We start from the raw sequence: 22,195 nt of genomic DNA, 5'->3' as shown, positions 1-22,195 counted from the left end.
TGGGACCAAAATCCGATGGCACCATACCGGAAGACCAAAAAGAGATATTGCTAAAAATAGGAAAGTGGCTGGAAGTAAACGGCGATGCCATTTACGGGACCAGGTACTGGAAAGCATTCGGGGAGGGGCCCACCGAGGTAAAGAAAGGGCACCATTCCGAGGGCAGCAACCAGGGGTTTACCTCTAAGGATATCCGCTTTACATCCAAGGGCAATAAACTTTATGCCATTGTTCTCGATTGGCCAGAACATGGCAAGGTCAACATCGCTTCGCTTGCCAAAAACGCCGAGCATGCCAAGAACCTGGACATATCCGAGGTTCATGTTTTGGGGAGCGGGGAATCCATCGAGTGGTCACAGAACAACGAGGGATTAGTGGTAAACATGCCAAAAGAGAGGCCCTGCGATTTCGCTTTTACTATTGTTTTGACTCTATAAACATATATTAACCTTCAAGGTTTCAAAACTAAAATAAAAACACCTACAAGGTGTTAAAAACCTTGAAGGAATATATACAAGTTAAGCAATTTCGCTATGAATGTACTTTTCATAAAAGAAGTTTTATACCTTAGAATAAAAACCTAGCTACATAACATTAATAAGCCAAGGCAGATAAAAAACTGATTTAATAACAATACTTTCTAAATGAAAAAAAGCAACCTCATATTTTTATTACTATCAATATGCTACACGTCTCTAGCACAAAACCCATTGGTAACTCATCTATTTACCGCAGATCCAACAGCTCGTGTCTTTGATGGTAAGCTATATATTTACCCCTCTCATGATATCGTTCCTGAACATGGCGTTGATGCACCTAAGTTTTGCATGCCTGATTATCACATGTTCTCATTAGAAAATGGAAGCACGTGGAAAGATTATGGTGTAATTCTAGACCAAAACGAAGTACCATGGGGCGAAAAGAATTCGAATGGTATGTGGGCTCCAGATTGTGTTAAAAAAGGAAACACCTATTATTATTACTATCCCGCAAAGCCTAAAGATGGTTCAGCATTTAGACGAATTGGTGTGGGCACATCAAAATCGCCAACTGGTCCTTTTAAATGGGGAAAAAGCTACATAAAAGGTTTGAAGGGAATTGATCCTGGATTGTTAATAGACGACGATGGCAAGACTTATTTGTACTTCGGCGGGGGTAAAGAACTCTTTGTTTCACAACTTAAAGATAACATGAAAGAAATTGCTTCAGAACCCATTAAAATTGAAGCGTTGCCTGAAGGTTACAAAGAAGGTTCTTTTTGTTTTAAAAAAGACGGGATTTACTATTTTACTTTTGCGCATGTATTCCCTGGCGAAGGCTATACTATTGGGTACGCTACGGGCAAAAGCCCTTTTGGGCCTTTTCAATACCGAGGTAAGATAATGGATAATATTGGTAATGGTACGAACCATCATTCTATTGTTAATTATCAGGGGAAATGGATTTTATTTTATCATTGGTGGGATATTAGTGGATACAATAAACTACGATCCATGCGTGCAGATTATATGGAGTTTAAGGAAGATGGCTCCATTAAAAAAGTAAAGCCTTCGTTACGAGGCATTGGTAGTCCAAAAGTTGGGGATACTATACAAATAGATAGGTATAACGAGATAAATGGCGCGAAAACTACTTTTGTAGGTGGTAATGAACCCAGTGGTTGGATGGTTTGCGATACTAGAATGTTGAGCCATGTGAAGTTTAATAATGTTGATTTTGGTAATGGCTCAGCGACAAAAATGCAAGCAAGAATATCCAGTGGACAGCGTATAGGTCATTTTGAGGTAAGATTGGGTAATCCCAAAGGACAACTAATTGCAGATTTTCCTGTACAATACACCGACGGATGGAATTCTTGGAAAACCATTGAAGTTCCACTACTAGAAAAAGTTACAGGCAATCAGGATATTGTTGTTGTTTTTATTTCGCATTGGGATGTCGATAAAATTGTAAACCTAAATTGGTTGCTTCTTAAATAGATACTTTGCTTTTTTTGGTAAAAATTCCAATTATATACATACGTGCTATTATATAAACCATGAGAACAATTATTCGAATTGACAACAAGCACAACAAAATATAACTTTGTGTATTACATAATAAATTATTACAGTAGCTTTTTAATATGGTTTGCAAACTATGAACTCATCTTGACTTTTTGTTTTTAACCGAAAATGAGATAAAATTTGTTCAGATGAGGCATTTTTTGCAAGGCATAGCAGTGCTAAGCATAAAAAAAGTAACAACATATGGGCGAATTTTAGCCATTTTTTAGGAAATAGAAAAAGTCAAGATGAGTTCTATATTAAAAGGATCCTATATATACAATACTATAAAACAAAAAACAATGTCGGTTTATGAAAAAAACTATACTACTGTTTGCCTGTATGTTATCACTATCTATGTTAAATGCTCAAGTATGGGCACCAGCAGGACAAAAAGCAAAAGAAGGAATTAACGCAACCAACAGCAAAAATTTTCCTTTTATGAACCCAACGCTTCCTTTAGATGAGAGAATTTATGACCTCATTGATAGGCTAACCATCGATGAGAAAATCCAATGGACCAAGAGTTACAATTCAAAAATTGAACGATTAGGAATTTCAGATTTTGCATGGCAAGGCGAAGCTTTGCATGGTTTGGGCATGAAACGGGCCACGATGTTTCCGCAAAGTATAGGCTTGGGCGCAACCTGGGATGATGCCCTCATGCTAAGAGTGGCAAGCGCAATTTCAACCGAGGCTAGAGCAAAATACAATAATGGAGAGGGCGCTAATCTTTCATTCTGGTCGCCTAACATTAATTTGGTAAGAGACCCACGTTGGGGCCGAAATCAGGAAACCTATGGCGAAGACCCACACCTAACGTCTAGAATGGGAGTCGCTTTTGTAAAAGGGATTCAAGGAGATGACCCCAAGTATCTAAAAGCCATTTCTTGTCCTAAACACTTTATGGTACACAACGGTCCTGAAGTTGGTAAAACCTACGAAAACCGCATTGTAAGCGAAATAGACCTTTTGGAAACTTATAAACCTGCATTTGAAGCTGTTGTAAAAGAAGGGGGAGCCAAAGGTATTATGGGTGCCTACAATATGCTCAATTGGGAATCATGTGTAACATCAAAATATCTCACTACGTCATTATTAAGAGATCAGTGGGGTTTTGATGGCTATGTAGTTACCGATTGCGGTTCGTTATCAACGGCTTCCAATGTTCAAAAACGAGTGGCTACTCAAGAAGAAGCTGTGGGACTATCCATAAAAGCTGGCGTAGATCTTAATTGCGGAGATCAATTCGAAACGCACATGAAAGCAGCACTGGAAAAAGGCTATCTCACTGAAGCAGAAATTGATAATGCATTATACAGAACCATAAAAATAAAGATGCAACTAGGATTGTTTGACCCTCAAGAAATGTGTGCATACAGTAAAATAAGTCCGGATGTCATTCAATCTGATGCTCATAAAAAACTAGCCCTTGAAGCAGCACAAAAATCAATGACTTTATTAAAAAACGACAAGACACTTCCTATTACTAAAAAAGTGAAGTCTATTGCTCTTATTGGTCCCAGTGTAAAAAATTCACATGTTTTAACAGGAAACTATACCGGAATACCAGACAAAATCTATACGATTTACGAAGGTATTGAAGCTAAGGCCAAAGAGAAAGGCATCACTATAAATTATGCAAAAGGCACTATTCATGGAGATGAAGATTATATGGAATTAGTACCTAAATCGGTACTTACAACTCCCGATGGCAAACCTGGGCTTAAAGCGGAATTTTTCTATGAACCAGATTTTAAAAAGTTGGTCAAAGAAGATATTGTTGATGAAGTAGATTATACTTACGAGTGGAAATCTATTGTAGACGAACAAAGGTGGAATGCTAATTCGGTTAAGTTTAGGGGATATCTCACTCCCAAAATTTCAGGCGAGTATTTGCTTTCTATGGAAGGTGGACAAGGTTTTGGTCTAGTTATAAATAACGATACTATCGTATACCGTGATAGAGATAGAAAAGGAAACTGGCAGAAATACCAAGTCCTTAAAGACACCTACACTTTAAAAGCGGGAGAAAAATACAAATTAGAGGTATTTGTAAATAAAACGCAAGGTAAAAACGATATGCATTTCAATTGGAAAAAACCTGGTATAGACCCTGTAAACCAAGCTTTAGAAATGGCTAATAAATCAGATATTATTATTTTTTCTGGTGGGTCAAGCAATGTGTTTGAAGATGAGCAAAACGATCGTGAATTTATTGGCCTTTCTAACAAGCAACAACAGTTACTTTCTAAATTATTAAAAACAGGAAAGCCAGTAATTATGGTACTTGTTAATGGGAGTATGACGGCACTCACTCCTGAAGATTTAAAAGTAAACGCCATTCTAGATGCATGGTTCCCAGGGCAGGCAGGCGGACTGGCGGTTGCAGATGTTCTATTTGGTGATTACAACCCAGCAGGAAGAACAGCCGTAACATTTTATAAGTCTGAAAAGGATTTACCAGACTTTAGAGATTTTAGTATGAAAAACAGAACCTATAAATACTTTACTGGCACACCTAATTTTAGGTTTGGTCATGGATTAAGTTATACCAAATTTAAGTATAGTAACCTAAAAGTTTCTTCGGAATCTAGTACTAATCAAGATTTAGAAATATCGGTAGACGTTACCAACACTGGAAAATATGATGGTGATGAAGTGGTGCAGGTTTATGTACATATCAAAGATGCCGATATGCCGGTTCCTATATCTTCACTCAAAGCATTTAAACGTATACACATAAAAAAAGGAAAAACAGAAAAAATAATATTCACACTTAAACCTAAAGACTTGGCTTATGTGAATAGAAAATTTGAACGTGAGGTAAAACCAGGAGATGTAGATATATTTATAGGAAATTGTTCACCAGAAGTTAAAAACAAAAAAGCTATTGCTTCAGAAAAAATATTGAAGAGCACAATTAAGTTAACAGGAGATAAAATCATAATTGAGTAACGAGAAGATTAACCCGCTCTATACATTAGAAAATCCCAGCCTGACCGGTCGGGCGGCTATTGTATCTCTGAGTTAATATATAGATCGGGATTAATGACTCAAAAAAAGTGTTTATCATAACTTTATAATCTGCTAGTGTATAACTCAAATAATAAAAATGATCATGAAATTCAATTCCACATCAAGACTTTCAATGCAAGTAATCCTGTTATTTATTATTTCCTCAGCTCTTGCGCAAAAAAGTAATAATCGGCCAAATTTTATTTTTATTCTTACCGATGACCAAAGGTTTGAATTACTAGGGGCAAATGGAAATCAGATTATCCAAACTCCTAATCTAGATCAATTGGCCAAGGAGGGCGTGTTATTTACAAATGCACATGTAACCAGTGCCATCTGCACACCTAGCAGGGTCTCCATCTTACTAAGCCAGTTTGAAAGAAAGCATGGTGTTAATTTTAACTCAGGAACTGCTGTTTCTAAAGAAGCATGGAAACAATCATACCCTGTAATTATGCGCGAAAATGGCTATTATACAGGGTATATTGGCAAAAACCATAGTCCAATTGGAGAGGGTGGTTATAGTAGTGGTGTTATGGAAAAATCCTTTGATTATTGGTATGGTGCTCACGGTCATCTGTTTTTTTATCCAAAAGAAAAACATAAAATATTCAACGGAGCTCAAAATGATACTCAGGCTGAAATATTAAATGAGGGGATAAACGATTTTTTTAGTAATGAATTTAAACTAAAAGGTGCGGAACATTTTTTGAAAAATCGCCCTGTAAACCAACCTTTTTGTTTGAATATTAATTTCAATCTTCCCCACGGCGCAGCCACAAGCCGTATGGAACAACGTGAAAGTGATTCTACTATCTATAAAACACTATACCGTGATATTGATATACCATTACCAACCCATTATATTGCTAAAAAAGATATAAAAACTCAAAAACTACCAGAAGATTTACTTTTTACTGAAGCCAGACAACTAGGATATGATTTTACCTATACACCAGAAACCATGAAAGAACGAAAGTTACGCCACATGCAAGCGGTTACTGGTATTGATGCCTTGGTTGGTCGCTTAAGAGCTAAGCTTGAGCAACAAGGTTTAGCTAAAAACACCATAATTGTTTTTACGTCAGACCATGGATTATTCTGGGGAGAATTTGGAATGGCCGGAAAAGCTATGTGCTATGAAGTATGTACTCGTGTACCTTTTATTGTTTACAATCCTATGGCGCCTAAAAAAGCTAGAGAAAAAGTCAGTAATGCATTGGTACAAACCATTGATGTTGCACCTACACTACTTGATTATGCGGGAATACAAATGCCAGAACATTTCCAAGGAAAAAGCATTAGGAAAATTATTGATGGGCAGAGTAGTGATGTCCATGCATATCTCTATACTGAGAATCTTTGGTCTAACACGTTTGGCAATCCTCGCTGTGAAGCTGTACAGAATAAAATATGGAAATATATTAGATACTATAGAAATGATAACATGAAATCCAATGAAATAATGGAAATGACCGAATTTCTAGGAATTAATAGGATGGAAATGTTATATAAAATATACCTTCCTGAAGTAGCTAAATATCGAGCTTATATAGAAAACCCATTACGAGGAGAGCAACCTGTATTTGAAGAATTGTATAATTTATCTGAAGACCCAGATGAAATCACCAATCTGGCATTCGATAAAAATCATGCCATACAAATAAAACATATGAGGGAAATATGGAAAGAAAAAATAAAATATGCCCGTGGCAATGAATCCCCCAAAGTTGTATTAAAAAACTAATACTAGTCCTAAATTTGGAATGAACAAAACGTAAACTGGCTACTTCTTAAATAGTTCATGGCATTTAATAAAATTATAACTTAACTAAAACATGAAAAAATCTTTGAGACACTTAATTTTAATAATCATTTCTTTTTTTGTTAATGTAAGTATATCACAAACAGTAAAAAGACCTAATATTCTTTTTGCTATTGCGGATGATATGTCACATGCCAGTTCTTACGGTTTTAAATTTTTACATACACCTAATTTTGATACTGTTGCAAAGGAAGGTTTGTTGTTTAACCATATGTATACACCTAGCAGCAAATGTGCCCCTTCCAGAGCCGTGTTAATTACAGGTAGAAACCCCTGGCAATTAGAAGCCGCAGCAAATCACCAACCAACATGGCCAGATAAATTTAAAAGTGTTATTGAAACACTTACAGACCATGGTTATTTTACGGGTTTTACAGGTAAAGGCTGGAATCCGGGAATTCACCCTGAAGGTCGTAATTTAACGGGTAAAGAATACAATAATTTAAAAAGAGAATTTGTTCCTGCTAAAGGAATAAACACGTATGATTATTCTGCAAATTTCAAACAATTTCTTGCAGACAGACCTAAAGATCAACCTTTTTTCTTTTGGTATGGCTGCAAAGAACCACACAGAGGTTACGAATATAAATCTGGGGTAAAGCATGGTAAAAAAATTGAAGATCTAGATTTTATGCCCTCTTTTTGGGTAGATTCTGAAGCTACAAAACATGATATTTTAGATTATGCTTTTGAAGTAGAATATTTTGACCAACATTTAGGCGAAATTTTACAATATTTAAAAGAAACAGGGGAATTAGATAATACACTAATAATCGTAACCTCAGATAACAGCATGCCCTTTCCTAGATTTAAAGGTCACCCACATGAATTTGCTACACGCGTTCCTTTTGCTGTGAAGTGGCCTAAGGAAGTTTCAAGCCCTGGTAGAATTGTAAATGATTTTGCAAGCTTTGTTGATATTGCACCAACATTTCTTAAAGCTGCTGGGATTAAAGAAAACAAAAGCGAGATGCAACCTATTGAAGGCAAAAGCTTGATGGATATTTTTAAAGATAAACCAAGAAATCGCTTAGAAGTGTACACAGGCAGAGAACGTAATGACATGTGTAGACCAAACGGCTGGTCATACCCTGTGCGTAGCATTCATAAAGGTGATTTTGTATACATGCACAATTTTGAACCTAATCGTTGGCCATGTGGCACCCTAGAAGCTGGTTTTAGAGATACCGATTGGAGTCCAACCAAAGTGGCTACTATGGAAGAAAAACCAGGAACAACTATCTATGATTTATGTTATGGAAAACGACCTAAAGAAGAACTTTATAACATTAAAGATGACCCTGAATGTTTAACTAATTTGGCAGAAAACCCAAAGTATTTAAAAATTAAGAATGCTTTAAAAAAACAACTTTTCAAGCAACTAAAAAAACAAGGAGACCCTAGGCTTACTGGTTATGGTGATATTTTCGACACCTACGATTTTGATAGACGTGCTCCTGAATATGATAAATTAGTTGAGAAACGTAAAAAAAAGGATTAGACTGGAAAACAAAGCATTATAAACTGCAAATAATAACTGTCTGTCAGATTAAGTCTTGTTCATTACACCTATACTTATAAAATTCATTTTAATAATAATCCCAAAAATCATAACGTTCATTAATACTTTCTTTTTTATCTCCCAGTAAAACGGCTTTCTGCTTCATCTCTTTTCTCATTTGTAACACTACCTCTTTAAATTCAGGGAAGAAAGACAAGTCTTGAGTTTCCCAAGGGTCTTTTTCAACATTGAATAATTGTGTAACCCTTGAGCCAGATTCGAATTCAAGTTCTATCCCTTTTTGTTTTTTGGAATCTTTTGCTCTAACATATTCAATTAATTTATAATCCCCTTTTCTATAGGCACGTTGAAATTGTCTATAAGCATGATAAGTATAATCTCTAACTTGCTCTGTACTATTATTAATTACGGGAACTAAGCTCTTACCATTAACAGACTCAGGAATTGGAATATTAACTAGATTGCAGATGGTTGGAAATATATCGTGTGTATAACTTAATGCATTTTTTCTAATACCTTTTGTCTTCATAAATCCTCCAGAAAAAACCAACGGTATATGCACCCCATCTTCATCATAAATATTTTGTTTACCCATTAAACCATGATTTCCAACCGCTAACCCGCTATCACCTGCAAAAACAATCAATGTGTTTTCATAGGCTCCTGTTGCCTTAAGTGTGGCAATAACTTTTCCTATTTGGTCATCTAAATGTGTAATTATTGCATAATAGTCTGCCAATTCTTTTTTCGCTATTTCTGGAGTCCTTGGCCAAGGCGCTAGCGCTTCGTCTCGTAGAACCATATGGCCATTATCAAAAGGATGCTGATCCATATACGAAGGAGGTAATTGTATGCTATCTGATGGGTACATGTCCTTATAGTGTTGTGGTGCTTGACGTGGATCGTGAGGCGCATGAAACGCTAAATACATAAAAAAAGGTTTGTTTTTTTTGCAATTCCTTATAAAGTTTGACGCATTTTCAGCAAAAATCTCTGATGTGTGTGGTCCGTTCAATTCAGTTCCCGTAGACCCTTTTTTATCATCTTTGGTTAATTGTCGTCGTTCAACTTTTCCTTTTTCCCCATTTACAAGTAAATAGGCATCTTCAGCGCTAAAGTTTCCTTTTTTATCCCAATCCCACAGGGGCATTCTAAAATGATCAACTAGATATACACCACGCCCCATAATAGTACTACCCGAATTAAAGGACCGTACCAAGGACTTATTGTCTTGATGCCATTTCCCAACGATATGTGACATATATCCTGCCTTTTGAAATGCTTCTCCGATAGTAACATGGTCTTCTGGTATAGAATGCCCTTGCCCCCTTAGCGAAAACAATTGTCTACCAGATAGTAACATCGCTCTACTTGGAATACAGGTTGCTCCAGAAAAGGCTCCCATTAAATAGGCGTTTTCAAAAACAATACCTTCATTAGCCAAGGCATCCATATTTGGTGTTTTTACCTGCATACCGCCTAAACTATGTACGCCTGTATATCTGTGGTCATCTGTATAAATAATCAATACATTTGGTTTACTGATTTTATTATTTTGACCATTAGAGACTATAGATGAAAGCACAAGAAGGGTAAGGAAAAGTTTGTTGTATATAGTCATTATATTATGTTTTATGATTTAATTAATTTCGTAAAAAATAGTAGTTTAAAATTGCATCAACTTTTAATCAAACTATACTTTTAAGCTTCTTTTTACAATATTGAAAACTGGCTTTTGTCTTGTCTGTTATTATTTTAACGAACTCTGTCTTTCCTTTTGGTCTTTGGAGTATTATCTAATCAATTTTCAATCAACTCCTTTTCAGATTCAAAAAATTGAACCCCAATTCAGATTATATTTGCACATTTCAACAGGAAAAAGTACACCCTATTCCTTAATACTTAATTCTTCCCGTTTTTTATTCATTTATTATGGCTTTCAGCTTACTTCTATCTATAACATGAGATTCAACATCGTCAAAAATAATAGACTTCCTTTCGTCCTTTGTAGCAATATTAAATGTAGTAGTGCCTATGTTCAAATTTTCAATATGTCTTCCATAGATACCATAAGCAGGAAGTACTCCAAAAAACGTGAATTCAGGATATTTTTTTTCATCCTCTAAAACCTCAACAACATTGGCTTTTAAACCACCTCCCGGAAGTTTAATTTTTATATTCTCCAAGTTAATGGTTCCTATTTTATGGTTTGGAGTTCCTGTAATAAAAATTCCAGTGGGTGGGTTAACTCTGGAATGTTCTAAACTCCGAGTTACAGCATTCACATTACTTATTTTAATGTCAGTTATTGAACCTACAGGTTGTATCTCTGAATCCCTATACGTTCTTAATCGCTCACCTAAGCGTATAAATATGGGCATATCTACATTATTCATTTCAATGCTGTCTATGGTTATATTATGAATGTTGGCCCCATCTACACTTAATATTTTAATACCACCTCCTTTGGTGTCATAAACTTTACTATTTCTAATATCAATATTATAAAAATCGCCCATAGACTCTGTTCCAAATTTTATAGCACCCCAATCACTTTTTAAATTACAATTATCAATTTTAACATTATATGTTGGTAAGGGGCTGGTGGATTTAATACAAATGGCATCGTCTTCAGAATTTATATTGCAATGGGTTATCACAGCATCGTGACTAGAATCTAAATCAATACCATCGTTATTTTTATTGGCATGATTATAAATAGTAATATTGTTAACGATTATACTATTTGATTGATAAAAATGACACGCCCACGCCGCCGCTTGCTTTAATGTAATATCTTTCAGGTTTATTTTTGAAGATTTCACAAAACGTAATAAAAATGGACGGTTTTTACCAAAGTTTTTAGTTTCTTCTATACCTAATGTTTTCATTTTTTGAATCAGGTTTTTTTGAAGAAATGCAGCACCGTTTCCATCTATAATACCTTTACCCACTATACCAATGTTTTTGGCATTCATAGCGCCAATTAAACAAGTTCCTCTTTCCTGTCCTGTAGCGTCTATAAACGTATCAATACTCTGATAGTCTATTGGATTTGAACTCCCAACGAGTTTAGAATTTTCATCAATGTGAAGTGTTACATTATTTTTTAGTAATACGGTTCCGCTAATATAAATACCTTTAGAAATTAATACTGTTCCTCCTCCGTTCTTAGAACATGCATCTATGGCACTTTGAATGGCTTTTGTATTTATGATTGTACTATCACCAACGGCACCAAAATCATTAACATTATAAAGTTTATTATTAACGTTACATGACACCAAAGGTCCAAGGACAATTAAGAAGCCAAATAATTTAAGATACTTGGTAAGATTCATTTTATCTGAAATTTTTGAATGGTCTTTAGACTTATTTCAATACTATTATTAGTTATTGTACTTTTTATAGGTACTGTATAGAAACAGGTTAAAATGGATTTATTCATTATTATTGAAAAATAGCTACTTGATAACTATGTGTTTTTTATCGGCTTCTTTTTGGTTGTAATACAATTGTTTAATATCATGATTTACAACGTCATCAAACACTACAAGAGGTCTTTCGTCTTTTAAAACCGTTTTTATATGTACATTATTAATAAATAATCCGCTAATATGACGTGCATAAATACCAGAGGCTGGCAGCGTTCCTACCAAATGAAATTCTGGCCACCACCCCTTTAGAACATCTAATGTGTATTCATTTAAATCTGTTTTTTCTGCATCGGCTTTGTTCCCTCCTCCAGAAACGGTCATTTGCACATTGGTTAATTGAATATTGGAAATATAGTGGTTAGGCATTCCTGTAATAAATATGGCAGAATTTTTATCCAGTTCCTTATTATCTACAATTAACCCATTAAAAATAAAGCCATGCATCGCCTTCATTGGAAACATGTCTTCAGGAGTATCGACCCCAGCACGCTGTTGGCAAAATGTCATAAAAATGGGTCTTGGCACGTTTTTCATTATCAAATTTGAAAACACCATATTTTTCATTTCTCCGCCTTCATTCATCTGAATCTTTAAGCCAGAATCTTCAATATCATGAAACGTACAATTACTAACTGTAACGGATTCAAAATCTCCACGAGATGCCAAACCTATACGCATGCCTGCCCATTTACTTGTAAATATGCAATTGGTTATAACGATATTTTTACAAGGTTTTTCTGGATTTGATGTTTGTAAACAAATAGAATCATCACTAGTATCGAAAGCAGAGTTAGCGACACGTACATTGGTGCATCCATCAAAATCCAATCCATCGCCATTATTATTTACCCGACTTAATATTTTTATACCGTCCACTACAATGTCATTACAGTATAACCATGCGGATGTCCATGAAGCTGGGTTTTTAAGGGTGACATCTTTTAAATGAATATCATTACAATTAAAAAAACGCATCATCATTGGGCGTCCATTCTTTTTTGCAGTAAAATTCTTAGTGTAGCCGTTAGCATCAATAGTTCCATAACCTTCAATGGCAAAGGATTTGGCATCTTTCGCAAAAATTAAACAACGATCCATGTGGGGTTCGTCTTTATAGGTATTTTTATGCGTATTGGTTGTGTAATCCTCATAGTTTGTACTCCCCAATAATACCCCACCATTTTCAATATGTAAGGTGACAAAGTTTTTTAAATAGATGGTACCAATTACAACGGTTTTCCCAGATGGAATTAAAACTTTTCCGCCACCATTTTTAGAGCATAAATCAATAGCCCTTTGAACAGCTTTTGTGTCTAAAGTAATACCATCTCCTTTGGCTCCATAGTCTAGTACATTGTATTCTTTTGCAAAAACATGAAGATTGAAACTGATTAATAAGATTAGCGCGATTCTTTTCATTATGATTTATTTAATGCAGTTATCTAAAAAGTAATAATCTTTTTAAGTACATGATAAAATTGAGGTAAGCATAAAGGACCTTAAATTATATTTAGATCTTAGACCTGACAGGTTTTAAAACCTGTCAGGTCTTGTTGTAAAAACAATATTAAACTATTTTGATATGATAGAAATAACGTCAGATTCTAATCCATTGGAAGTCGCTGTGACTTTAATAGTTCCTGCATTTTCAGTAGCTTTAACTATTGCTAAACATTGTCCACTAAACGCTTTTCTGTAATTTTCTTGGAAAGCTTCTAATGAAGCTGCATTCCCATTACCAACTGCTGTTAAAGTTCCTTCTCCTTCAACATTAAAATTCACTAAATTAGAAGCCTCTGGACATAAATTACCGTCTTTGTCTTCTATTCTAACTGTAACAAATGATAAATCCACACCATCAGCATTGATATCAATCCTATCAGCATTCAACTTAATTTTGGCTGGCTTACCTGCAGTTTTAATTTCTTTTGTAGTCACTTCTTTACCCCCTATATAACCAACAACTTTTATATTCCCTTTCTCGAAAGGCACATTCCACGACAATCTATATTTAGACTTGTACATGCCCTTTTCAAATCCATTATACTCCGCATGAATCATAGTAAAATCTTTACCCTTTACTTTCTTTCCAAAGGATTTTCCATTCACAAATAATTCTACTTCCTCACAATTTGTATAAGAATAGACAGGAATTATCATACCTTCTTTCCAATTCCAATGCGGTAGTACATGTACCATAGGTTCTGTTATCCATTGACTTTGATATAAGTAATACCTATCTTTTGGAAATCCACACAAATCTACTGGTGCAAAATACGATGAACGCGATGGCCAGTCATCGTTCCAATAGCCATTTGTTGAGTTATCTCTGCCTCCGTAAGGCGTTGGTTCTCCCAAATAATCGAAACCTGTCCAAATAAATTCTCCAAGTGATGTTGGATTTTGTTCCTGCGCATCAAACTCTACATCTGGTGGATATGCCCATTTAGGACCAGTGGTTTCATCGTGACTGGATACTTGAAAGGTTTCTTTTCTATGTTTGTATTCCAAAGGTAAGTGGTACACCCCTCGACTACTTGTTTGAGAAGACGTTTCAGACCCATAGTATATCATATCTGGGTTTTGTGACCTTATTTCTCCATAAAAGGATGGTTTGTAATTTACGCCTACCACGTCTACCTGATAAGCCAACTTATTCTCAAAAGAAGCAGGATAATAGTTAAACCCAGCGGTTGTTGGTCTGCTATCATCTTCATCATGACAAATATCATTTAAATGCTTCGCTAATTTCCAGCCATCTTTTTTTGATTGTTCTAAAATTTCGTTTCCTATACTCCACATGACAACAGACGGATGGTTGCGGTCTCTTTTTATCATATCCCGTAAATCTTTCTCATGCCATTTATCAAAATATTTGTGATACCCGTTAGGTACTTTAGCTATTTTCCATTCATCGAAAGCTTCATCTATTACCACAATTCCTAATCGATCACAAACTTGCAACATCTCAGTTGATGGTGGATTATGGCTCGTTCTTAATGCATTAACCCCCATATCCTTCATCATTTGCATTTGGCGTTCTGTGGCTCTGTAATTAACAGCTGCTCCTAGTGGACCTAAATCGTGGTGCATGCAAACCCCATTAAACTCCACCGGTTTTCCGTTTAAAATAAATCCTTTTTCTTTATTGAAATGAATGGTTCTAATACCAAATTCTGTTTTATATTCATCTACAATAACACCACCGACTTTAATTTGACTGGTTGCTGAATATAAATTAGGTTCGTAAATGCCCCATTTTAATGGGTTATCAATTTCAATATTTTGAGTAACTTCATTTTCTGTCGTTTTTTCAACAGTAATAGCTTCTGAAGCTGAAGCCACAATAGTTCCATTAGGGTCTATTATGATGGTTTCCAAAGTTGCCTTTGCTAACGCATTCCTAGCATTTTTGATTTTAGTTTTTATGCTTACAGTAGCTTGCCTATCTGTAACAGTTGGTGTTGTAACAAAAGTCCCCCACTGTGGGATGTGAAGGGCATTATTTATTTTTAAACGCACATTTCTGTAAATACCTGCACCTGGATACCATCGTTCAGACAATACCTCTGGAGCTAATTTTACGGCAATAACATTATCTTCCCCAAACTTAATATGTGACGTTAAATCGCATTCAAACCCAATGTATCCGTAATGCCTTTCGCCAACAAATTTACCATTAATATAAACTGTAGCATTATCCATAACACCATCGAACTCCACAGAAATTTGCTTATTTTGGTGTGCTTCATCAATGGTAAAATGTTTTCTGTACCAAGCTATACCATCAATAGGTAATCCACCATTTCTGGCATTATGCACATTACTAAATGGTCCTTCGATAGCCCAATCATGTGGTACATTTAATTTTCGCCAACCACTATCATCAAAGCTACTATTCTCAGCTCCCACAATCGTATCTTTTTGAAATAGCCAATCTTTATTAAAATTTTGATCCGCTACAAATGAAGGCTTTTTTGTATTTGATTGACAGGACATAACCAGTAAAGTCCCTGCAAGTATACAGATAGTATAGTATAGTTTGAAATTTTTCATTTAATTCGATTTAATTATTTATTGTGAATTCGTACTGATTCAAATTATAACGTATTGTAAAGTCCTTCCAAATTCACTGGGTCATCCATATCTTTTTGAAGCTGAATCAATTCTTCGAACAATGTCTTAACTCTTTCTTTATTTGAAGGATTGTCTGCAATGTTGTTCATTTCCTCTGGGTCGTTCTTCAAATCAAATAAGAGTATTTTATCAATATTAGGGTACACCAATAATTTATAACCATCTTTTCTAATCATACGCTGTACATCAAGATAGGCACCGTAAATAGCATTGTAATGGCTTTTATCTGTTGTTCCTTTAGCAATATCTAAAAAACTGTTAAATTCTACATAGGTTGGTTTTTTAACACCTGCTATTTCTAAAGATGTTGCCATAATATCTTGTAAATAAACATCTGCATTCACTTTTTTGTTTTTGGGAATATCTGGTCCTATAACTAGCATTGGTGGACGAATACTATGATCGAATAAACTTTGTTTCCCCAGTAAACCATGTCTGCCCATAGCTAAACCATGATCTGCTGTGAGGAAAATATAGGTGTTATTCATTTTTCCGGATTTTTGAAGTGCTTCAAGAATTAATTTTATTTGAGCATCTACATGTGTAATACTAGCATAATATTCTTTAGTATGTACTTTTATGGCATATTCTGTTCTTGGAAATGGTGCCAGAGCCTCGTCCCTTAAATCGTTACTGTTTTCAATATTGTGTCTATAAGGATACTCTGGTAAATAACTTTTTGGCACGGAAATCTTATTAATATCGTACATATCTTGGAATTCCTGAGGTGCTTGTCTGGGATCGTGTGGTGCATTAAAGGCCAAATACATAAAAAACGGTGCGTCTTTAGTTTTCGCTTTATCTATAAAATTGATAGCATCATCTTTTAAAACTTCGCTCCAATGTTTTCCTCCTTCCCAAAATCCGCCAAATTTTGTATCTGTAGGACTCCAAGTGGTATCATTCACATGTAATGGACGGTTATAGCCAACGGGCATAATAACGCCTGAACCTCCCCTTTTTAATGCTGGCATAGAATCAAACTTGGAAGCCATTATTTCGTGAGTCCAACTATCATTGGGCATTCCTGGACGAACGTGTACTGTATGCTTGAAAACATCATCGGCTTTAGCATCTATGTGCCATTTTCCTGTCATATAAGTATCGTAACCCGCAGATTCCATGAGTTTTCCCCATGTTTTACTTAGCGAAATAGAATCTTTTTTTAACCAGTTTTTTCTATAGTCATTGGCTCTCCATACAAACCTTCCAGACATAATCATAGCTCTTGAAGCCGCACACACCGCACCGCTCCACGACCCCATATTATAGGCATGGGTAAAGGTTGTACCTGAACTAACCATATTATCCATAGCGGGTGTGATAATTTCGTTATTGCCTAAAGCGTGAATTGAAGAATACGTTTGATCATCTGTAAAAATGAATACAATATTAGGTTTTTCCCCATCATTACCTTTTTTGGTTGTTTGGTTACAACTTACAATAAAAAAAATGGTAAAAACAATACAGATTTTCACTTTCATACTAGATGCAATTTAAAATAATAATCCTCGCTTTTAAAACGAAAGCAAGCATTATAAAAACAGAATAATATAATCCCATAGACCATTACAAAAATGAATAATAGTATTACAACTAGTTACTACAAATGATTTTTAAACTAAAACAAATGATTAAGAATCCTCTTAATCGTTATCGGCATTAATCAAATTTGTGCTTTTAATATATTTGCTAGGGATAACTCCAAATTGCTTTTTGAAACATTTTGAAAAATAGGACGCTGTACTAAACCCAGTCATATACATAATTTCTTTAACCGATAAATCACTCTTTTCTAATAATTGTACAGCACGCTTTAAACGAATATTTCTTATAAATTCACTAGAAGACAAACCCGTTAGCTCTTTTGTTTTTAAGTATAAGTTACTTCTGCTTATACTCATTTCTTTAACTAATAACTCTACACTAAATTCCGAATTAACCATATTTTTCTCAACAATACCAATAGCCTTTTGCAAAAACTTTTCGTCAGAGGAGGTTACTGTGACTTCTTCTGGCTGTAATGTTATTTCCCTATTAAATCGTCTTCTTAACTCTTCCCTATGCCTTAAAATATTAGCTATTTTCAACTCAATTAATTCAACTGAAAATGGTTTCCTAATATAAGTATCTGCTCCTGTTTTAAGGCCTTGAATTTCCCATTCCTGAGACATTTTTGCAGTAAGCATGATTATTGGTATATGACTGGTTTCTTGTGTTGTTTTTAATTTATTACATAGCTCTACGCCATCCATGACTGGCATCATTAAATCTGTAATAATAATATTTGGCATAACCTTTTTTGATAAATCGAAACCTTGTTTACCATCTTCAGCTTCATATATATAATATTTTTCTCCAAGACTATTTTTTAAAAAAGACCTAATGTCTGGATTATCATCAACTATTAACAATACAGGCAATTTAGAACGCATTCTGGATACATTTTTATCTACAATATCATCTAAAACACCAATAGCATGCGATTCTGCATCTACTTGATTAGCTAATGAATTATCATCTAATGTATAGTGAAAATCTATTTGATCGTTATTTTCATAAGACTTTTTATCTTTTGGTAACCAAACTAAAAAGGTGGTGCCATTTTCACTATCACTTTGAACATCGATATGCCCTTTATGTAATTCTACTAGATTTTTTGTAAATGACAGACCGATACCCGCTCCTTTTGCATTTAATTCTTTTCTTCCTATATCTGTATAAAATCTTTCAAAAATATGTTTAATTCGATGTTGAGGAATGCCAGGTCCGGAATCTTTCACTTGAATAACCAAATAATTTGACTCATCGATTTCAGGTTTCAATGTTTTTGAAGGTTTAAAATCTATACCCTCGAATATTTGTAAAGTAATAGAGCCTTTTTCTGGTGTAAACTTAAAAGCATTAGATAAAAGGTTGTTTACAATTTTTTCTAAAGCATCAGCATCAAACCATGTCGTGATTGATTCTTTTGTAGACTTTAATTTAAAATCAATCATTTTCTTTCTACTTAAAAATTGAAATGGTTCTGCAACTTCCTTAAGGAATTCAACAATGTCGCTTTTGTTTAGAACCAGATTCATTTTTCCTTTATCCATTTTCCTAAAATCTAACAACTGATTTATTAACCGTAATAAATAGTCCGTATTTTTCTGCATAAGTACATACTGACGATTCGCTTCCTTAGACGTAATATTCCCAACATTCTTTTTTAAATATTCTAAAGGGCCATTTATTAAAGTTAACGGCGTTCTAAACTCATGTGATATGTTGGTAAAAAACTCAAGTTTTAAACGATGTAATTCTTCATTCTTTTCCTTTTCAAGATGCTCAAGTTCCAGTTGATGCTTTTTGGTAGAACTAATGATGGTATATCGTCTGAAAGCCAACAAGCAACCTAAAGCTAAGAGCGTGTAGATCATGTATGCCCATGTAGTACGCCAAAAAGGTGGAATTACTTTTATTGTTAACTCCGTAGGCGTATCATCCCATACACCGTCATTATTAGAGGCTTTAACTTTTAATGTGTACGTACCTGGTTGCAGGTTTGTATAAGTAGCAAAACGATTCTCTGAAGAGGTATGTATCCAATCTTCATTAAAACCTTCTAACTTATAAGCATATTTGTTTTTTAAAGGTGCCGCATAGTGCAACGCTGCAAATTCGAATGAAAAACTATTCTCGCGATGCTTAAGTTCTACAGTATCAATATCGTTTATAGATTTATCTAAAACAACCCTACCATTCATTTTCTCTCCAATAGAAATAGGCTTATTGAATATCGAAAAACTTGTTAAAACAGTTTCGGCATTTACTATGTTTTCTTTTAAACTATTAGGATAAAACACAGTAACGCCATTAACACCACCAAATAACAGCTCTCCTGTACTTCGTTTAAAACTTGCCAATTCACTAAATTCATTACCTTGCAAACCATCATTAACATCAAAATTCTTAAAGGTTTCATCGCTTATATTAAATCGGGACAAGCCTTTATTTGTTGATAACCACAAGTTACCTTCATCATCTTCCAACATGGCTTTAATGACGTTGTTGGGCAGCCCATCTTTTTCAGAATATGTTTTAAAACGATCTGTTTTACCGTCTGTAGACGGTATAAATTTACATAGACCGCCTCCTAGAGTTCCAGCCCAAATATCGCCTGAATTACTTTCGAATACGGTTAATATATAATCATGACTAATACTTTCTGTATCATTTTTTATATTCTTATAAACTTGAAATTTAGGTTGCTTAGCACGTACTTCAGTTAAAGATAGCTTAGACAAACCATCTCCGGTTGCAAACCATATATTGCCCTTAGAGTCTTCAATAATATCGCGGATTATATTATTCGATATACTAAAAGGTATATTTTCATTTTCAGATAAAATATCCTTTTTATACTCATTAGATTTGTCGGTAGCTAGCCACCTATGAACCCCTCTGTTGTAGGTACCAATCCATATATTTTTATTGGAATCTTCAAGAATTGAAAATGCACTTGTACCAATTTCTTTAACTTCTTTAATACTGTTATCTGAAATTTGATCTGGATTTGTAATATCTAATTCATAAAGGCCAGGGCCGTTTTCTGCACCTATTAAAAGTTTCTTCTTTCCGTCTATTTTAATTTCTCGAATAACAAAAGGCTTAAGAACCTTTTTTAAATTTATAAACCCTTCATGTATAGACCCATTTAAATTTTTTTTAAGCATATTCAAACCTCCCCCTTCGGTACCTATCCATAAGTAACCATTACTATCTTCAAATATTGAACGAACTTTATCATTGCTCAAACTATTAGAATCCAACGTTTTTCTAATATGCTGAAATTGCTTTCTGTCTGGATCAAATTTATTAACCCCTCCTCCATTTACACCAACCCAAATAATTCCCGTACGGTCTATAAATAAAGATTTAATGTTGTTTTTACTTAAACCCCTTTTTGGGTCTTTAGGGTTATACTTATAATGATGCTTTAACGTAGGAACATTTAAATTCGAAATATTTTCATATTGCATCAATCCATCATCTGTTCCTAACCAAATATTTTCTTTGTATGTTAAAATTTGATTAATAATGCCTCCATAAATTTTCTGAATTTTGTATGTATCTGATTTTGATTTAATAATAAATACACCCCTAGTAGTTCCTGCAATTAAATTCCCATAACTATCTTCACAAATTGACACAACTCGTACTTTAGGCAAATTTAAAGTTTGGTTAGCAGATTGAAAATATAAGTCACCATTCTTATCTCTGGATAATTTAGATAATCCTTTAGCCCCACCTATCCATATTTGTTTGTATTTGTCTTCATAAATTGAATAAACAGTATTGTTTTGAGGCAAAAGTGTTTTATTGTTATAAATTTCGTAATGATTAAATTTTATTGAGTCCAATGGTTTTTTTAAATCAACCATATCTACTCCTTTATCTGTACCAATCCATAATCGATCCTTACTATCGGTATAAATAGTGCTTATATGGTTACTTATTAAACTATTGGCATCACTTTCATTATGCTTATAATTAGTAAACTTCTCTTTAGCTTGATTGAAGTAACTCATGCCATTCCCTGTTGTTCCAATCCACAAACCACCTTTACTATCACCTACAATCTGCCAAATTAAATTGCTGCTTATGCTATTAGAGTTGTTTTTATCTGGTTTAAAAACCCTGAATTTATAACCATCATATCTATTAAGTCCATCATGAGTACCAAACCACATAAACCCATGATTGTCTTGATATATGCAATTAACATCGCTTTGCGATAAGCCATTTTCTGTTGTTAAATGAACAAAAACACCAGGATTTTGGGCATTAGAAACACCTATAAAAGCAATAATAAAAACTAAATATTTAATATAAGACACAGAAAAAATATACTTTTAAATGGTTAAACCTCTTCTAACAAATATACCAAAAGAATATACATGGTTCAATTTAAGCCCGCAGAAGAGTGCTTAAAACGAAATTCAACAAAAAACGTAAAATTCTCAATAACAAATACTTAAATAATTTTACTTATTAAAAAAATTAAGTACATAACATATGTGTTAGCTTTTTAAACATTTAGTATAATTAAATAATTTTTATTGACTACTTAAATGGCTCTTTAGGCTGAAAATTAACTGCAACTAACAAAAATACAGGAACAGGAAAACCTTATGTGAAGCTATCAGCAAGGATTATCTTGGGCAAA

The 22,195-nt window shown here is 34.3% G+C and carries 11 protein-coding genes; 5 read left to right on the top strand and 6 right to left on the bottom strand.

Translation table 11 applies throughout. The annotated features are described in order from the left end of the window. The 5 genes from EM932_RS17520 to EM932_RS17500 all read left to right on the top strand — a co-directional run. Window positions 1–437 (top strand): alpha-L-fucosidase C-terminal domain-containing protein (locus EM932_RS17520; protein WP_317129379.1); only part of this gene is annotated, 437 nt, incomplete at its 5' end. 207 nt (window positions 438–644) lie between these two features. After that, complete coding sequence (locus tag EM932_RS17515; RefSeq protein WP_135878503.1) at window positions 645–1,979, top strand: family 43 glycosylhydrolase; 1,335 nt, start codon at window positions 645–647, stop codon at window positions 1,977–1,979. A gap of 378 nt (window positions 1,980–2,357) precedes the next feature. After that, a complete protein-coding gene (locus EM932_RS17510; protein ID WP_135878502.1) occupies window positions 2,358–5,003 on the top strand; it encodes a glycoside hydrolase family 3 C-terminal domain-containing protein in 2,646 nt (881 codons plus the stop codon). 163 nt (window positions 5,004–5,166) lie between these two features. After that, on the top strand, window positions 5,167–6,810 hold the full coding sequence (locus EM932_RS17505) for a sulfatase-like hydrolase/transferase (RefSeq protein ID WP_246041134.1): 1,644 nt from the start codon (window positions 5,167–5,169) through the stop codon (window positions 6,808–6,810). A gap of 91 nt (window positions 6,811–6,901) precedes the next feature. Further along, complete coding sequence (locus EM932_RS17500; protein WP_135878501.1) at window positions 6,902–8,389, top strand: sulfatase family protein; 1,488 nt, start codon at window positions 6,902–6,904, stop codon at window positions 8,387–8,389. Between the two features lie 88 nt (window positions 8,390–8,477). Here EM932_RS17500 and EM932_RS17495 read toward each other — a convergent pair whose 3' ends face one another. The 6 genes from EM932_RS17495 to EM932_RS17470 all read right to left on the bottom strand — a co-directional run bounded on the left by EM932_RS17495 (window position 8,478) and on the right by EM932_RS17470 (window position 21,866). After that, complete coding sequence (locus EM932_RS17495) at window positions 8,478–10,031, bottom strand: sulfatase-like hydrolase/transferase (protein WP_135878500.1); 1,554 nt, start codon at window positions 10,029–10,031, stop codon at window positions 8,478–8,480. Window positions 10,032–10,329: 298 nt separating this feature from the next. Next, window positions 10,330–11,751, bottom strand: a complete 1,422-nt coding sequence (locus EM932_RS17490; protein WP_135878499.1) for a glycoside hydrolase family 28 protein — start codon at window positions 11,749–11,751, stop codon at window positions 10,330–10,332. Window positions 11,752–11,874: 123 nt separating this feature from the next. Beyond that, window positions 11,875–13,266 (bottom strand): glycoside hydrolase family 28 protein, encoded by a 1,392-nt coding sequence (locus EM932_RS17485; RefSeq protein ID WP_135878498.1) that lies wholly within the window; start codon window positions 13,264–13,266, stop codon window positions 11,875–11,877. Between the two features lie 153 nt (window positions 13,267–13,419). Further along, window positions 13,420–15,903 carry a beta-galactosidase GalB gene (galB, locus tag EM932_RS17480; RefSeq protein ID WP_135878497.1) on the bottom strand — a complete coding sequence of 828 codons (2,484 nt, stop codon included), beginning with the start codon at window positions 15,901–15,903 and terminating at the stop codon, window positions 13,420–13,422. Window positions 15,904–15,947: 44 nt separating this feature from the next. After that, on the bottom strand, window positions 15,948–17,468 hold the full coding sequence (locus EM932_RS17475) for a sulfatase-like hydrolase/transferase (RefSeq protein WP_135878496.1): 1,521 nt from the start codon (window positions 17,466–17,468) through the stop codon (window positions 15,948–15,950). Window positions 17,469–17,630: 162 nt separating this feature from the next. Then, a complete protein-coding gene (locus EM932_RS17470) occupies window positions 17,631–21,866 on the bottom strand; it encodes a hybrid sensor histidine kinase/response regulator transcription factor (RefSeq protein ID WP_246041131.1) in 4,236 nt (1,411 codons plus the stop codon). Between the last annotated feature and the right edge of the window lie 329 nt (window positions 21,867–22,195).

This window comes from Flavivirga rizhaonensis, assembly GCF_004791695.1.
Lineage (GTDB): Bacteria > Bacteroidota > Bacteroidia > Flavobacteriales > Flavobacteriaceae > Flavivirga > Flavivirga rizhaonensis.
Note: the sequence above shows the minus strand (reverse complement) of the source record. Positions and strands in the feature narration are given on the sequence as shown.

Coding starts and splice junctions, on each gene's coding strand:
- EM932_RS17475 (WP_135878496.1), bottom strand. CDS start 17,468: ATGAAAGTGAAAATCTGTATTGTTTTTACCATTTTTTTTATTGTAAGT.
- EM932_RS17485 (WP_135878498.1), bottom strand. CDS start 13,266: ATGAAAAGAATCGCGCTAATCTTATTAATCAGTTTCAATCTTCATGTT.
- EM932_RS17490 (WP_135878499.1), bottom strand. CDS start 11,751: ATGAATCTTACCAAGTATCTTAAATTATTTGGCTTCTTAATTGTCCTT.
- EM932_RS17500 (WP_135878501.1), top strand. CDS start 6,902: ATGAAAAAATCTTTGAGACACTTAATTTTAATAATCATTTCTTTTTTT.
- EM932_RS17495 (WP_135878500.1), bottom strand. CDS start 10,031: ATGACTATATACAACAAACTTTTCCTTACCCTTCTTGTGCTTTCATCT.
- galB (WP_135878497.1), bottom strand. CDS start 15,903: ATGAAAAATTTCAAACTATACTATACTATCTGTATACTTGCAGGGACT.
- EM932_RS17510 (WP_135878502.1), top strand. CDS start 2,358: ATGAAAAAAACTATACTACTGTTTGCCTGTATGTTATCACTATCTATG.
- EM932_RS17515 (WP_135878503.1), top strand. CDS start 645: ATGAAAAAAAGCAACCTCATATTTTTATTACTATCAATATGCTACACG.
- EM932_RS17505 (WP_246041134.1), top strand. CDS start 5,167: ATGAAATTCAATTCCACATCAAGACTTTCAATGCAAGTAATCCTGTTA.